Source organism: Pseudomonas pudica (assembly GCF_015680405.1).
In the GTDB taxonomy this organism is placed as follows: Bacteria; Pseudomonadota; Gammaproteobacteria; order Pseudomonadales; family Pseudomonadaceae; genus Aquipseudomonas; species Aquipseudomonas pudica.
On sequence record NZ_JADLJS010000007.1, the window covers coordinates 112,039 to 127,399 of the forward strand.

The 15,361-nt window shown below is 61.7% G+C and carries 8 protein-coding genes; 6 read left to right on the forward strand and 2 right to left on the reverse strand.

Features of this window, described 5'->3' with window-relative positions; all coding sequences use genetic code 11:
* Nucleotides 1-69 precede the first annotated feature (69 nt).
* Both IRZ77_RS07865 and IRZ77_RS07870 read left to right on the forward strand, forming a co-directional pair.
* Nucleotides 70-1,386: a S41 family peptidase gene (locus IRZ77_RS07865; protein WP_046613499.1), complete on the forward strand. Its 1,317-nt coding sequence runs from the start codon at nt 70-72 to the stop codon at nt 1,384-1,386.
* 5 nt (nt 1,387-1,391) lie between these two features.
* Complete coding sequence (locus IRZ77_RS07870; protein WP_196173222.1) at nt 1,392-2,180, forward strand: divergent polysaccharide deacetylase family protein; 789 nt, start codon at nt 1,392-1,394, stop codon at nt 2,178-2,180.
* Here the strand turns inward: IRZ77_RS07870 and IRZ77_RS07875 are convergent.
* Nucleotides 2,164-6,801 carry a dermonecrotic toxin domain-containing protein gene (locus IRZ77_RS07875; RefSeq protein WP_108480380.1) on the reverse strand — a complete coding sequence of 1,546 codons (4,638 nt, stop codon included), beginning with the start codon at nt 6,799-6,801 and terminating at the stop codon, nt 2,164-2,166. The two genes, IRZ77_RS07870 and IRZ77_RS07875, sit on opposite strands and share 17 nt — an antisense overlap.
* Nucleotides 6,802-6,921: 120 nt before the next feature.
* Entirely contained in the window at nt 6,922-8,868 is a 1,947-nt protein-coding gene (locus tag IRZ77_RS07880) for a BCCT family transporter (protein WP_223998156.1), read from the reverse strand.
* 533 nt (nt 8,869-9,401) lie between these two features.
* On the opposite strand from IRZ77_RS07880, the gene betI reads away from it, so the two are divergent.
* The 4 genes from betI (at nt 9,402) to IRZ77_RS07900 (ending at nt 15,356) form a co-directional block, all read left to right on the forward strand.
* Nucleotides 9,402-10,058: a transcriptional regulator BetI gene (gene betI, locus IRZ77_RS07885; RefSeq protein ID WP_003259891.1), complete on the forward strand. Its 657-nt coding sequence runs from the start codon at nt 9,402-9,404 to the stop codon at nt 10,056-10,058.
* 39 nt (nt 10,059-10,097) lie between these two features.
* Complete coding sequence (betB, locus tag IRZ77_RS07890; protein WP_025340943.1) at nt 10,098-11,570, forward strand: betaine-aldehyde dehydrogenase; 1,473 nt, start codon at nt 10,098-10,100, stop codon at nt 11,568-11,570.
* Between the two features lie 78 nt (nt 11,571-11,648).
* Nucleotides 11,649-13,346 (forward strand): choline dehydrogenase, encoded by a 1,698-nt coding sequence (gene betA / locus IRZ77_RS07895; RefSeq protein WP_108480381.1) that lies wholly within the window; start codon nt 11,649-11,651, stop codon nt 13,344-13,346.
* 267 nt (nt 13,347-13,613) lie between these two features.
* On the forward strand, nt 13,614-15,356 hold the full coding sequence (locus tag IRZ77_RS07900) for a potassium/proton antiporter (RefSeq protein WP_046613503.1): 1,743 nt from the start codon (nt 13,614-13,616) through the stop codon (nt 15,354-15,356).
* Nucleotides 15,357-15,361: the final 5 nt, after the last annotated feature.

The following is a 15,361-nucleotide window of genomic DNA, read 5'->3' on the forward strand; positions in this document are numbered from 1 at the left end:
CCACGGGGTAGCCACAGGCTGCACCGATGCTCCCAAGGGAGCACTTACAGGATCAGGAGTTAGTTCGACATGCTGCACTCGCCTCGTCTCACCCAGCTGGCCCTGTCCATCGCCCTGGCGGTCGGCGCGCCCCTGGCCACTGCCGCGGAGCCGGCCAAGCCGGCCGCAGTACCGGCCACCGAGGTGACCGCCAAGGCACCACTGCCGCTTGAAGAGCTGCGCACCTTCGCCGAGGTCATGGACCGCATCAAGGCGGCCTACGTGGAGCCGGTGGACGACAAGACCCTGCTGGAAAATGCCATCAAGGGCATGCTCAGCAACCTCGACCCGCACTCGGCCTATCTCGGCCCCGAGGACTTCCAGGAACTACAGGAAAGCACCAGCGGCGAATTCGGCGGGCTGGGCATCGAAGTAGGCCAGGAAGACGGCTTCATCAAGGTGGTCTCGCCGATCGACGACACCCCGGCCTCGCGTGCCGGCGTGCAGGCCGGCGACCTGATCGTCAAGATCAACGGCGCCCCGACTCGTGGCCAGACCATGACCGAGGCGGTGGACAAGATGCGCGGCAAGGTCGGCGAGAAAATCACCCTGACCCTCGTGCGCGACGGCGGCACCCCCTTCGACGTGACCCTGGCCCGCGCGGTCATCCAGGTCAAGAGCGTGAAGAGCCAGCTGCTGGAGAACGACTACGGCTACATCCGAATCACCCAGTTCCAGGTCAAGACCGGCGACGAAGTAGGCAAGGCCCTGGCCAAGCTGCGCAAGGATAACGGCAAGAAGCTGCGCGGCGTGGTGCTGGACTTGCGCAACAACCCGGGCGGCGTGCTGCAGTCGGCGGTGGAAGTGGCCGACCACTTCCTGACCAAGGGCCTGATCGTCTACACCAAGGGCCGCATTGCCAATTCCGAACTGCGCTTCTCGGCCGACCCGGCCGATGCCAGCGACGGCGTGCCACTGGTGGTGCTGATCAACGGCGGCAGTGCCTCGGCCTCGGAAATTGTCGCCGGCGCCCTGCAAGACCAGAAGCGCGCCGTGCTGATGGGCACCGACAGCTTCGGCAAGGGCTCGGTGCAGACCGTGCTGCCATTGGCCAACGACCGTGCGCTGAAGCTCACCACCGCGCTGTACTTCACCCCCAACGGCCGCTCGATCCAGGCCCAGGGCATCGTACCCGACATCGAAGTGCGCCCGGCCAAGCTCACCGCCGAAGCCGACACCGACAACTTCAAGGAAGCCGACCTGCAGGGCCACCTGGGCAACGGCAACGGCGGTGCCGATCGCCCGACCGGCAGCGGCAAGCGCAAGGAGCGCCCGCAGGATGACGACTTCCAGTTGAGCCAGGCACTGAGCCTGCTCAAAGGGTTGAACATCACCTCCGGCAAGTGATCCCCATGCGGTATCTGCTTTGTCTGCTGTTCTGCCTTATGGCCGGGGTCGCGCAAGCGGCGCCGGCCGGCAAGGCCTACATGAGCATCATCATCGACGACCTGGGCCAGAGCAGCGAGCGCGACAGCCGTACCTTGGCCCTGCCCGGCCCAGTGACCATGGCGATCATGCCCGACATCCCGCATGCCACCACGTTCGCCCGTCAGGCACACAAGGCCGGCAAGACGGTGATCCTGCACATGCCAATGGACCCGGCTACCGGCCCTTACGCCTGGCACCCCGGCACACCTCTGCCGGAGCTGGCCCGGCGCCTGGACGCCGCCCTGGCGCAGGTGCCGTGGGTGGTCGGCATCAACAACCACATGGGCAGCCGCATGACCGCCGAACCCGAAGCAATGGCGATGCTGATGGCCGACCTGCAACGCAGGCACCTGTTCTTTGTCGACAGCCGTACCAGCGCCGCCACGGTGGCCGCATTCCAGGCTCAGGCCCAGGGCGTGGCACAAGTATCCCGTGATGTCTTTCTGGATAACATTCGCACGACCGAGGCCATTGGCAACGAATTGCAGCTCGGGGTCGAACTTGCTCGGAAACAAGGCTCAGCCGTACTGATCGGCCACCCTTATCCGCAAACCCTCGAGGTACTCGAACGCGAGCTGCCCCGGCTGAAGCGCCAGGGCATAGAGCTGATCGGCCTGGAACAGATGATTGCCGAGCGGGGCAATCAGACGATGCCTGCACATGCCAGGCACCACCCCAAAGCTCCCGTTGATCGGCTCACTGGAAAGGAATGATTCCCCGCGCCTGGTCCAGCGTGAGTTTTCCCCTGTGCACCCGCTGGCCCGAGACTGCAGCGACCTGGCTACTCAAACGACGCTGGCTCCAGGTCTTGAGGTGACCCACCGTGAAATCCTCTGCAAAAGCGTCTGGCGAGCGGAAATGGAAGTGCGCAGCCCAGAGGTTTCGCTTGCTCGGTAGACGCAGGATCCGGTATTCGTCAAAAGCACTGCCATCCTGCATAGTGCGCCGCTCCAGGTATTCGACCTGTATCAGGCCCTCCTCATGGAGATACTGCAAACCTTCGGCCGACGGATATTTTGTGTCGGTATAGAGCGTGGTCATTTGCAGTTTCTTCTCCGCTCCCAACTTGTCCAGTTCCAGTTCCAGCGTCCTGACCAGCTTGTCGTTTCCGCCAGCATCACGCACCACACTGAGAGCCTGATTCAGCTTTTCCAGATGCTGGTCGAACAACTGCTTGAGCAACGTCCCTTTGATGTCGTGTTCGAGATAGTCCTTGGCCTGTTCCCTCACGGAATCGCTCTTGTCCAGAAGCGCCTGTACCCACATGGACAGATCTGTTGGAGTAGCTTCGTCAGCCAATGAAGGGCGCTTGCTTTCACGCTGTCGCCATTCCCCATCCACCAGGTCGAAAATGGCCAGTACTTCTTCACTGAAGGTTTCGCGCACTTCCACGATCTGGTTTTCGCCTATCGTCCTTTCTACCCCGATCATCAACTGCCCAGCAAGATTGCGCACCACTCGCTGCTCTTCGGTAGACACCTTGTAGGGCGTGCGCTTTTGCGCAACCTTTCCACCCTCCTGCTCCGAGATCGCGGCAACCAGCCGCTGCCCCGCATCTTCCTTCAGTTGCTCTACATGGTTGCGATACCGCTCGAGCATTGCGGGCTCGATCAGGTCGCCACCTTCGCGGAGAATGCGGGCACTATTGAGCAGTGCGGCAGAGTACTCATCCCATGCCTCTTGCAGGATCACGATGCGGTCATCTGCCGACAGATTGGCGAAATCCAGCTCCCCATGAGCCTCTGCAGCATTGCGCAACGCCATGCTGACCAGTTCGTCCCGGTAGCGGGCGACTGTCTGAAGGTCGCCGGGAGCATCGAAATGCACGGACAGCTCAGCCAGGTTCTGAGCCTGATGGAAGCGCATCTGCACAGTCGAGAAGGGCCTTTCGTCGATCAACTGCCCCACTGTGCGATCCTTGCCAGGGCGGCTGGAAGGTATAACGAGCCCAACCGGCGTCTCGGCGAGCAAATTGTCCAGATGCACTTGCATGGCGAGCATGCGGTCCTGGTACTCCACCACAAGCTCCAGCTTGATACGATACGCAGCATATTGTTCACCAGCTTCAGCAAATTGCTTCGCATCCATAGCCCGCTGCAGAGCGGTAAGTTGCGGATAGTCCGTCAGATCACTCAGCTCCTTGTAAACGAACTCGCAATCGCGAATCAGCTCTATGCGAGCACTCTCTTCAAGCATGACGACAGGCTCATCCAACCCATCCTTTCGGCGTTGCGTGGCATATTTGGGCTCTGCCATCGTGATCAACAGCTTTAGCTGTTCGTCTTCGTTGCCAATGGCTTCTTCAATCAGCAAAGCGATTTGCTCTCGGTGCTGGGCGATGTTTTCCCGCACTTCCATCGCTCGTTGCTCATACCGCGCGGTCAGTGACCGGAGTGCTTTCGTATCGGTACCTGCCGGAGCCGAATTCACATCCTCCTGCGTCTTTACCTTCAACGCGTCTATTTTGGTAAGGCTCTGGTACAAAACCTTTATCTGCTCGGTGGTTGTCCGAACTGTCGATTTCAATTTTAAGATTTCCACATCCAGCTGGCCGACGCGGTCGTACAGTTTCTTGAATCGGCCCGATACCGATGTCCTGGGGCTGGGAGCGCCTCCCGCAAGGCGCAGTTTCGTATCCACCTGCCAAGCCCCATCGACAAATGCCAGCCAAGGCCCGTAACCGCCAGTCGCATCGACCACCCGAACTCCATCAGCCAGCAACTCCACGCCATAGAGGTCACCAGCCATAGCCGCGTAGTAGTTTCCATCGATCTGGTACAGACCTTCACCATCACCCACTGACAAGGGGTTCAACCCATTGACCGAGACGCTTGAGCGCATGGCTTGCAACCTCTGCCGCTGTTGCGCGGGCAGCCAGTTGAACCCTTGCTGGCCGCGCCAGGAAAAATCCAGCACCTGGCTGCCTGGCTCGCCCAGTTTGCCTTCCGGCTCTTCGCGCACCTCGATAGCAAGCTCGGTGAACGCGCCGCTTTGCCGGTCAGGCCCTTCGAACAGTGAAACCTCTGGCAACAGCCTTGCGGGGGCAGTCTCCAGCTTCGGCTGATGGGCATGCAGCAGCGCCATTCCAAGGTTGAGCAACATGTCGGCCACTGCGGCGGATCGATCGAACTCACCACCCTGCTCCAATGCGGCCAGATCGTGTTGCAGCGAAGCCAGAAACTGTACTAACCAGGCCACTGAAGCGACCGGGCCGCGTATCGCCTGGGTTACCACATCGAACAACAGCCAAGCGCCTTCGCACAAAAGCTGCCAGCGGCTCTCGGCGTCAGATACCGATTCCAGGCCGGCCAGCTCGACCAGCAGGTCTCGATTGGCCTGGTAGATTTTTTCATCAACGTCGTTGCGCCACAGTTCCAGGTCGAGCATCGCCGGCTCCGGCTGGGCCGGCAGCGCATAAGGGTCGATACCAATGCTCACAATGTGTGGCTCACTGAACCCGCCCTCTGCATATACGTCGCGCGCGGCCGGATCGATCCAGTCAAGAATGCTTTCCTGAAACAGAGCCGACTCACGGATATGTGCAAGCAAGGCCTCAAGGCTTGCGTAGTCGCGAACCGTGTCCTGTCGATATAGCGGGCGGTACAACAGAACCTTTGCCGGCTCGGCGCAGAACAGCAAGTACATGCCGCGCACAGCGTCTTTCTTACGCGAATGACGACTGCGCCTGAAAGCCAGGGGGATCAATGACATGCGCGGAACCAAAGGGTCCTGATGACCTGCGCAAAAATCAACCACGCACTGTAGACCTACCTCGGAGACTTTCGCGTCTAGCCTGGCCGCAAGGGCACTGGAAAGAAACGCGCTTCGCCACTCCCTGGCAAAACGCACAACGCGCTCGGCACGCATGGTCTTGTCATCGAACTGTTCGGCAACATAGGCCGGGTAACGGCCACCAATGTCGACCTGGGTGACCAGTCGCTTCGCTGCATCGGCATCCAGCCACTTCGGTGGAGTGATGCCTTTCTTATGGCGGACCTGTTTGATGTACGCGCCCTTGAGCGAAGCAAGGTTGCCGATAGCGAATTCGGTAAGCGACTTCGTACCCACGAACGCCAGCGACTCGCCACCGCCAGCACCTGTCGCAGCACCGCCAGGCACACCCCGGGCGATGTACAGGTCGAGGAGCAAGTGATCTGGAGAGGTTTCGTCCCCATACTCCTTTTTCATCTGCTCGCCCAATTGCTGTGCGGTAAATGCCGTCAACGACTGGATGCCGTCCAGCACCGAAACACCCCCGGCATCCAGCTGGTCAAGGGCGAGCTGCAACAACGCGGCGCGACAGGCAAAGCTGTCCTGCGGGGCACTGGCTCTGAGCCCTGGCGGGGCCATGGCGGGTGGCGTGTCGTCCTCGTAGCGTACGAACCAGGCTGCCGGGTCGCTCAGGTCGGCGAAACGCCTCTCCATTGCCGCCACATCGGACAAGCCACTGAAGCGCAACAGTTCGAAAGACTGGAACATGGACTCAAGCAGCAGCGAAACCTGCTGGGCAAAGACGTTGCCCTCGACCGGCTGACGCGTCCACGACAGGCTTTGAAAACTGTAGTGCCGCGCCAGTTCGCCCCTCAACGCGTCACCGAAATCAGCCAAGGAAGCGAAGCTGCGCGTGATACCGGACGGTGCGCACCACAGCACCACCTGCCGCTCATCGTAGTCGCCAGTGACCAACAGGTGACTGAGCACCTGGTCGTATTGCATCGACCCACAGGTCAGGCTGGCTTTCACGAAGTAAACCGAAGGCTGGGCAGCTCCTCCGCGGATCAAGCCGCGAATGCACGCCTGCTCCTGAGCATCCAATCCTTGCAGAGGCAGGCCACGCAACAGTGCAGTCCTCAGCAGTAGTTGCAGCCACTGATCACGGCTGACTCCTGCGCTGCCCTTGGCATTCCAGTATTTGAGCTGCGCCTCGCAGAAAAGCCTTGGCAGTTGTTGTACCAGCTCTTCGAGTGCATCAGAAATGCCGCTCAGTTGACGGGTATCGAACGCGCTGTCCGAGCCTGGGAAACGGTATGAGGAAGTCAGTGCAAGATTGTGATGTCGCTCACCGACAGGCTCGATGTCCAGCGACTTTGCTTCGAGCAGTGCCTGGAGCACACGATCAACCAGCGGTTGGGTAGTCCAATAAGGCGTGCTGGGATCGGGACTATCCAGCATGAGAGGGTCGGCGTTGGACAGCGCCGGCTTCACATACTCAAGCCAGGGCAGCTTCCCCAGCAGCACGGTCCACAGCTTCTCGCTGGTCACCTGCCGCAATGTCGGCCGATCACTGAACTGACTGGCTGCGGCGTACTGAAAATCGAATGTGGAACGTTTCATGAAGCATGCCTCCGGAAGAAAACCGGCAGGCTGCAGCAAACTTGTCCGACACCCGGGCTAATTATTGCTTGCCAATGAAAAAGGCCCTGCGTCTTGCAGGGCCTCCTCATCGCTCAAGAATCAGCTGTACACACGCCCCAGCAACTGGCGGTGGCTTTCGAACTGGTCCAGTACATCACGCACGATCTGCTCTGGCGCAAAGCCCATCAGGTCGTACTCCTGGCTGCCATCGTGCAGGTACACCTCGGCACGATAGAAGCGCTGGCGCACTTCCGGCTCGCCTTCCACCGGTGCTTCGCTCGGCGCGGCCAGGTAGCCGTCCAGGCTCACTTCATAGACGAACGGGTTGCCCTCTTCCATCATCACCCGCAGGCCCATCATGTTGCGCGACTGGCCAACCCGGGTTTCCACCTCGAAGCCCAGGGTCTGCAACTGCGCGGCGGCTTCTTTCAGCGCCGGGCTGACCTGCTTGTCCATGAAACGCTGCACCACGGCCTGGGTCGGCTGCAGTTCCAGCTGGGTCAGGCGCTCGCTGAAGCCACGACGGCCGCGGGCGGCCAACTCGGCACGCTCCTGCTCCACCGCCACGTCCTGTTTCATGGCCTTGTACAGGCCGAACATGAACAGCACCAGCACCACCGAGAACGGCAGGCCCGCGAGCACAACCATGGTCTGCATGGCTTCGAAGTTACCGGCGAACAGCAGGCCGATGGTGACCAGGGTGATGACCACCGACCAGAACACCACCATCCAGTGCGGGGCGTCTTCGTCGACCTTGCCGCCTTTGCACGACAGGTTGGCCATCATCACCGCACCGGAGTCGGCCGGTGTGAGGAACAGCACGAAGCCGACGAACACCGCTACACCGATCACGATCTTGGCCGCCGGGAAGTATTCCAGCAGCTGGTAGATCGACATCGACGGCTGTTCCAGGGCGGTCTTGCCCAGCTCCACGGCGCCCTGGTTGATCACCAGGTCCAGCGCGGTGTTGCCGAAGATCGACAGCCAGGCCAGGGTGAAGCCCAGCGGGATCAGCAACACGCCGCTGACCAGTTGACGCACGGTGCGGCCCTTGGAGATACGGGCAATGAACATGCCGACGAACGGGCCCCAGGAGATCCACCAGGCCCAGTAGAACACGGTCCACAGGCCCAGCCAGCGCTCGGACTTGCCGGCTTCGCCTTCATACACATAAAGGTCGAAGGTTTTCAGCACGATACCGTTGAGGTAGTCACCGATGTTCTGCACGAAGCCGTTGAGCAGGTGCAGGGTTTCGCCGCCCAGCAGGACGAAGATCAACAGGCCGCTGAACAGTACGATGTTCAGGTTGGACAGGCGGCGAATGCCGTTTTCCACACCCGAGACCGCCGCCACGGTAGCAACACCGGCCATGACCAGGATCACCACCAGCAGGTTGGTCTTGCTGTGGTCCATGCCGAAAAGGTATTCCAGGCCAGAGGCTACCTGCATCGAGCCGATGCCCAGGTTGGTCACCAGGCCCAGCAGGGTGACGAACATGCCGAAGATGTCCACGGCATTGCCGGCAGCGCCCTTGACCCAACGCTCACCCACCAGCGGGTACAGTGCCGAACGCAGGGCCAGCGGCTGGTTGTGGCGGTAGGCGAAGTAACCCACGGCCAGGCCGACCAGGGCGTAGATCGCCCAGCCATGCAGGCCCCAGTGCAGGAAGGTCAGCTGCAGGCCCTGGCGCGCTGCGTCGAGGCTGGCAGAAGTACCTTCCGGTGGATTGAAGTAGTGGTCCAGTGGCTCGGAGGCGCCGAAGTACAGCAGCGAAATGCCGATACCGGAGGAGAACAGCATGCCGGCCCAAGCGCCATAGCTGAAGTCGGGCTGGTCATCCTTGCCACCAAGCTTGAGCTTGCCGTAGTCGGAAAAGGCCAGGTAGATGACGAACAGCAGGTAACCGCCGATTACCAGCATGTAGTACCAGCCGAAGGTGCGCGTCAGCCATTTCTGGGCCACGCCCAGCACTTGGCCGGCGGTTTCGGGTACAGCGATAAGCAAGGCAGTCAGAACGAGGATCATCAGCGCGGAGGTGAAGAACACCACGCGGTTGACCCGTACCCTCTCGGCCGGAGGGTTGGTAAGTGAGGCAGAACTCATTGCACGAATGCTCCGGGCAGTGCGGCTGTGGAGGCTAATCAGTCTTTCCCGAGCAATTGGTGGAATATCCCCACTGCATCAGGTGTTATAAAAGCACCCTGGAAACCGTGATCCCGAATCGATACGTTGCAAAAAAACAGACAGGTGGCCTGCTGCAAATGCCACACCTTCGCTGAGGTGCGCGCATTCGTCACAGATCACCCCGCCCGCTCCAAGGGCCCGCCGCAGGGTCCATGACCGCACGGCAGAATCTGCATTTCGCATCGCTCATGCCCGTCAACGCCTTGTATTCCGGGGGTTACGCGATTTCCTGGGGTGTCAATCCGTGCCTTCTCGACCGCCTGAAAAACTGTCAATGGCACAAATTGTCGCAGAGCTTATTCTTTATTGATTGAACGTTCAATCAAAACAAAATAGACTGGCCTTCGCCGAGTCAGCCGCCCGTCGTCTGCTCGCAGGCCTGAGGAGATAGCAAGATGCCCAAGGTCGGTATGCAACCCATCCGCCGCCAGCAGTTGATCGAAGCCACGTTGCAGGCGGTCGATCAGGTCGGACTGGGCGACGCCAGCATTGCGCTGATTGCCCGTTTGGCCGGTGTGTCGAACGGCATCATCAGTCACTACTTTCGGGACAAGAACGGCCTGATCGCAGCGACGATGGGTTACATCATGAACATGCTCAACGAAGGCGTTAGAGCACGTCGCCAGGCCCTGACGGACGACAGCCCGCGCGCCCACCTGAAAGTGATCATCGAGGGCAACTTCGATGCCAGCCAGGTGAACGGCCCGGCGATGAAAACCTGGTTGGCCTTCTGGGCTTCCAGCATGCACCAGCCCGATTTGCACAGGTTGCAGCGGATCAACGACCACCGCTTGTATTCCAACCTGTGTTGCCAGTTCCGCCGCGCCCTGCCGCTCTACCATGCGCGCAAGGCAGCCCGCGGCCTGGCAGCCTTGATCGACGGCTTGTGGCTGCGTGGTGCCCTGTCGGGAGATGCATTCGACACCGACCAGGCGATACGGATTGCTTACGAATACATGGATCTACAACTGGCTAAGCAGCACACCCTGGGTACAAACGACCAGGCCGCTGAACAGCCGCGCACGGCCCTTGCCAACCCGGCAGGAGCGTGACGCGCAAGCCAAACCACACACTGCACTTGCGAGGACACTATGGCCCGTTTCGGAACGCAAAAACTCTACATTGATGGCGCTTACGTCGACGCTGGCAGCGATGCCACCTTCGAAGCCATCAACCCGGCTACCGGCGAAGTCCTCGCCCACGTGCAACGTGCCACCGAGGCTGACGTCGAGAAGGCCGTCGAAAGCGCCGAGCGTGGCCAGAAAGTCTGGGCCGCGATGACCGCCATGCAGCGTTCGCGCATCCTGCGCCGCGCCGTCGAGATCCTGCGCGAGCGCAACGACGAGCTGGCCATGCTGGAAACCCTGGACACCGGCAAGTCGTACTCGGAAACCCGCTACGTCGACATCGTCACCGGCGCCGACGTGCTGGAGTACTACGCTGGCCTGGTTCCGGCCATCGAAGGCGAGCAGATCCCGCTGCGTGAATCGTCCTTCGTCTACACCCGCCGCGAGCCGCTGGGCGTGACCGCCGGTATCGGCGCCTGGAACTACCCGATCCAGATCGCCCTGTGGAAATCCGCCCCGGCCCTGGCCGCCGGCAACGCGATGATCTTCAAACCCTCGGAAGTCACCTCGCTGACCACCCTGAAACTGGCCGAGATCTACACCGAAGCCGGCCTGCCGAACGGTGTGTTCAACGTCCTGACCGGCAGCGGCCGCGAAGTCGGCACCTGGCTGACCGAGCACCCACGCATCGAAAAAGTCTCCTTCACCGGCGGCACCACCACCGGCAAGAAGGTCATGGCCAGCGCCTCGAGCTCGTCGCTCAAGGAAGTCACCATGGAACTGGGCGGCAAGTCGCCACTGATCATCTGCGCCGACGCCGACCTGGACAAGGCCGCCGACATCGCCATGATGGCCAACTTCTACAGCTCGGGCCAGGTGTGCACCAACGGCACCCGCGTATTCATCCCGGCTGAAATGAAAGCTGCCTTCGAGGCCAAGATCGTCGAGCGCGTTGCCCGCATCCGCGCTGGCAACCCGGAAGACGAAAACACCAACTTCGGCCCGCTGGTCAGCTTCCAGCACATGGAAAGCGTGCTTGGCTACATCGCCAAGGGCAAGGAAGAAGGTGCCCGTGTGCTGTGCGGTGGCGAGCGACTGACCGCCGGTGATTTCGCCAAGGGCGCGTTTGTGGCCCCGACCGTGTTCACCGACTGCACCGACGACATGACCATCGTCAAGGAAGAGATCTTTGGCCCGGTGATGAGCATCCTCACCTACGAAACCGAAGAAGAAGTCATCCGTCGTGCCAACGACACCGAATACGGCCTGGCCGCCGGTGTCTGCACCAACGACATCACCCGCGCCCACCGCATCATCCACAAGCTGGAAGCCGGTATCTGCTGGATCAACGCCTGGGGCGAATCGCCGGCCGAAATGCCGGTCGGTGGCTACAAGCAGTCGGGCGTCGGCCGTGAGAACGGCGTCAGCTCGCTGGCTCAATACACTCGCATCAAGTCGGTCCAGGTCGAGCTGGGCGGCTACAACTCGGTTTTCTAAGACCCTGTCCAGCCACGCCCGTGCCTCTGCGCACGGGCGTTCCCGCTCCCTGATCACCGCCAACACGAGGGTACTTTCATGTCCCAAGAATTCGATTACATCATCGTCGGTGCCGGCTCGGCCGGTAACACCCTGGCGACCCGCCTGACCGAAGACGCCGGCGTCACCGTACTGCTGCTGGAAGCCGGTGGCCCCGACTACCGCTTCGACTTCCGTACCCAGATGCCGGCCGCCCTGGCCTTCCCGCTGCAGGGCCGCCGCTACAACTGGGCCTACGAGACCGACCCGGAGCCGTACATGGGCGGCCGCCGCATGGAATGTGGCCGCGGCAAGGGCCTGGGTGGTTCGTCGCTGATCAACGGCATGTGCTACATCCGCGGTAACGCCATGGACTTCGACGGCTGGGCGGAACTGCCAGGCCTGGAAGACTGGACCTACCTGGACTGCCTGCCGTACTTCCGCAAGGCTGAAACCCGCGACATCGGCCCGAACGACTACCACGGGGGCGAAGGCCCGGTCAGCGTGACCACGCCGAAAGCCGGCAACAACCCGCTGTTCCACGCCATGGTCGAAGCCGGCGTGCAGGCCGGTTACCCACGCACCGAAGACCTCAACGGCTACCAGCAGGAAGGCTTCGGCCCGATGGACCGTACGGTGACCAAGAACGGCCGTCGTTCTAGCACCGCCCGTGGCTATCTGGACCAGGCCAAGAAGCGCCCGAACCTGACCATCGTCACCCACGCCCTGACTGATCGCGTACTGTTCGACGGCAAGCGCGCCATCGGTGTGACCTACCTGGTCGGTGACAGTGAAGAGCGCGTTGAAGCCCGTGCCCGCAAGGAAGTGATCGTCAGCTCTGGCGCAATCGCTTCACCGCAGTTGCTGCAGCGCTCCGGTGTTGGCCCGCGCGCCCTGCTGGAAAGCCTCGACATCCCGGTGGTACACGACCTGCCGGGCGTTGGCGAGAACCTGCAGGACCACCTGGAACTGTACCTGCAGTACGCCTGCACCCAGCCGGTGTCGCTGTACCCGTCGCTGCTGTGGTGGAACCAGCCAGCCATCGGTGCCGAGTGGATGCTCAACGGCACCGGCATCGGCGCCAGCAACCAGTTCGAAGCCGGTGGTTTCATTCGTACCCGCCCTGAATTCAAGTGGCCGAACATCCAGTACCACTTCCTGCCGGTGGCCATCAACTACAACGGCTCCAATGGCGTGAAGGAACACGGCTTCCAGGCGCACATGGGTTCGATGCGTTCGCCTGCGCGTGGCCGCATCCAGGCCAAGTCGAAAGACCCGCGCCAACACCCGAGCATCCTGTTCAACTACATGTCCACCGAGCAGGACTGGCAGGAATTCCGTGACGGCATCCGCCTGACCCGCGAAATCATGGCCCAGCCAGCACTGGACCCGTACCGTGGCCGTGAGATCAGCCCAGGCGCACACGTGCAAACCGATGAAGAGCTGGACAAGTTCATCCGCGAGCACGCCGAAACCGCCTTCCACCCATCCTGCTCGTGCAAGATGGGCACCGACGACATGGCAGTGGTCGACGGTGAAGGACGCGTTCATGGCATGAAGGGCCTGCGCGTGGTCGATGCGTCGATCATGCCGCTGATCATCACCGGCAACCTCAACGCCACCACGATCATGATCGCCGAGAAAATCTCGGACAAGATCCGTGGCCGCAAGCCGCTGCCGCGCAGCACCGCCAAGTACTACGTGGCCAACGGTGCACCGGTTAAGGGCAAGCCGATGCGTGAGGTCAAGCAGGCGTAAATCCTGCACCGGCCTTTTCGCGGTTAAACCGCTCCCACAGGGTTTGCACAGGTCTGGAAACTGTGCAGCACGTGTGGGAGCGGGGTTCACCCGCGAAAGGGCCTGCCCAGACAACACCAGAAAAGGCACCCACCGCGGTGCCTTTTTTTCATCTGCAGAAACGCTTTACAGCCTGCCAATTCATCAGGTTAGAATCATTTGGCACGCGACCTGCTAGCGTCATGCTATCAAGTCCCCTCCCCCCTGCGGTCCCCGGAGTATCTGCCTTTGGATGCAAGCACCATCAACAGCCTGTTCCTGATCGGCGCATTGCTGGTGGGCGCAAGTATCCTGGTCAGTTCGCTGTCGTCGCGCCTGGGCATCCCTATTCTGGTCATCATCCTCGCCGTCGGCATGGTCGCCGGGGTCGATGGTGGCGGCATCATCTTCAACAACTACCCGACCGCCTACCTGGTGGGCAACCTGGCGCTGGCCGTGATCCTGCTTGACGGCGGCCTGCGCACGCGGGTGGCGAGCTTCCGCGTGGCGCTGTGGCCGGCGCTGTCGCTGGCCACCATCGGCGTGATGATCACCACCGCCCTCACCGGCCTGGTCGCCGCCTGGCTGTTCGACCTGAGCCTGATCCAGGGCCTGCTGATCGGCGCCATCGTCGGCTCCACCGACGCCGCGGCAGTGTTCTCGCTGCTCGGGGGCAAGGGCCTGAACGAGCGGGTCACCGCCACCCTGGAGATCGAGTCGGGCAGCAACGACCCAATGGCGGTGTTCCTCACCGTCACCCTGATCGACATGATCGCCAGCGGCCAGACCGGCCTGCACTGGAGCCTGCTCACCCACTTGCTGCGCGAGTTCGGCATAGGCGGGCTGCTCGGCCTGGGCGGCGGCTGGCTGATGCTGCAGTTGGTCAACCGTATCAAGCTGGCTGGCGGCCTGTATCCCATCCTGGTGATCGCCGGCGGCCTGGTGGTTTTCTCGGCAACCAACGCCCTGCACGGCAGCGGCTTCCTTGCCGTGTACCTGTGCGGCCTGGTGCTGGGCAACAAGCCTATCCGCAGCCGCCACGGCATCCTGCACATGCTCGACGGCATGGCATGGCTGGCGCAGATCGGCATGTTCCTGGTGCTGGGGCTGCTGGTCACGCCCCACGACCTGCTGCCCATCGCCCTGCCGGCGTTGGGCCTGGCGCTGTGGATGATCCTGGTGGCGCGGCCGCTGTCGGTGGTCGCCAGCCTGTTGCCGTTCAAGGCCTTCCACGGCCGTGAAAAGGCCTTCATTTCCTGGGTCGGCCTGCGCGGTGCGGTACCGATCATCCTCGCGGTGTTCCCGCTGATGGCCGGCCTGCCGGACGCCCAGCTGTTCTTCAACCTGGCATTCTTCATCGTGCTGGTGTCGCTGCTGGTGCAAGGCACCAGCCTGCCGTGGATGGCCAAGTTGCTGAAAGTGACTGTACCGCCAGACCCAGCGCCAATCTCGCGTTCCGCGCTGGAAGTGCACATCACCAGCGAGTGGGAAATGTTCGTCTACCGCCTGGGTGCCGAAAAATGGTGCATCGGCGCCGCCCTGCGCGAGCTGAAAATGCCCGAAGGCACGCGAATCGCCGCGCTGTTCCGGGGCGAGCAACTGCTGCACCCGTCCGGCAGTACGGTACTGGAAGTAGGCGACATGCTCTGCGTGATCGGCCACGAGCACAACCTGCCGGCCCTGGGCAAACTGTTCAGCCAGGCGCCACAACGTGGTCTGGACCTGCGCTTCTTCGGTGACTTCGTGCTCGAAGGCGATGCCGAACTGGGTGCTGTAGCGGCGTTGTACGGCCTGAAACTCGACGGCCTGGACGCGAAAATGCCGCTGGCCCAGTTCATCCGACAGAAGGTCGGAGGCGCTCCAGTAGTAGGTGACCAGGTCGAATGGCATGGCACGATCTGGACCGTGGCCACCATGGACGGGAACAAGATCCAGAAAGTAGGCGTCAGATTCCCCGAAGGAACGCGACCCGGACCAGGATTGTTCCTCTAAACTTC

What these genes read in the sequence shown, in the direction of transcription:
- IRZ77_RS07865 (WP_046613499.1), top strand. Translation starts at nt 70, where the DNA reads ATGCTGCACTCGCCTCGTCTCACCCAGCTGGCCCTGTCCATCGCCCTG.
- IRZ77_RS07870 (WP_196173222.1), top strand. Translation starts at nt 1,392, where the DNA reads ATGCGGTATCTGCTTTGTCTGCTGTTCTGCCTTATGGCCGGGGTCGCG.
- IRZ77_RS07875 (WP_108480380.1), bottom strand. Translation starts at nt 6,801, where the DNA reads ATGAAACGTTCCACATTCGATTTTCAGTACGCCGCAGCCAGTCAGTTC.
- betI (WP_003259891.1), top strand. Translation starts at nt 9,402, where the DNA reads ATGCCCAAGGTCGGTATGCAACCCATCCGCCGCCAGCAGTTGATCGAA.
- betB (WP_025340943.1), top strand. Translation starts at nt 10,098, where the DNA reads ATGGCCCGTTTCGGAACGCAAAAACTCTACATTGATGGCGCTTACGTC.
- betA (WP_108480381.1), top strand. Translation starts at nt 11,649, where the DNA reads ATGTCCCAAGAATTCGATTACATCATCGTCGGTGCCGGCTCGGCCGGT.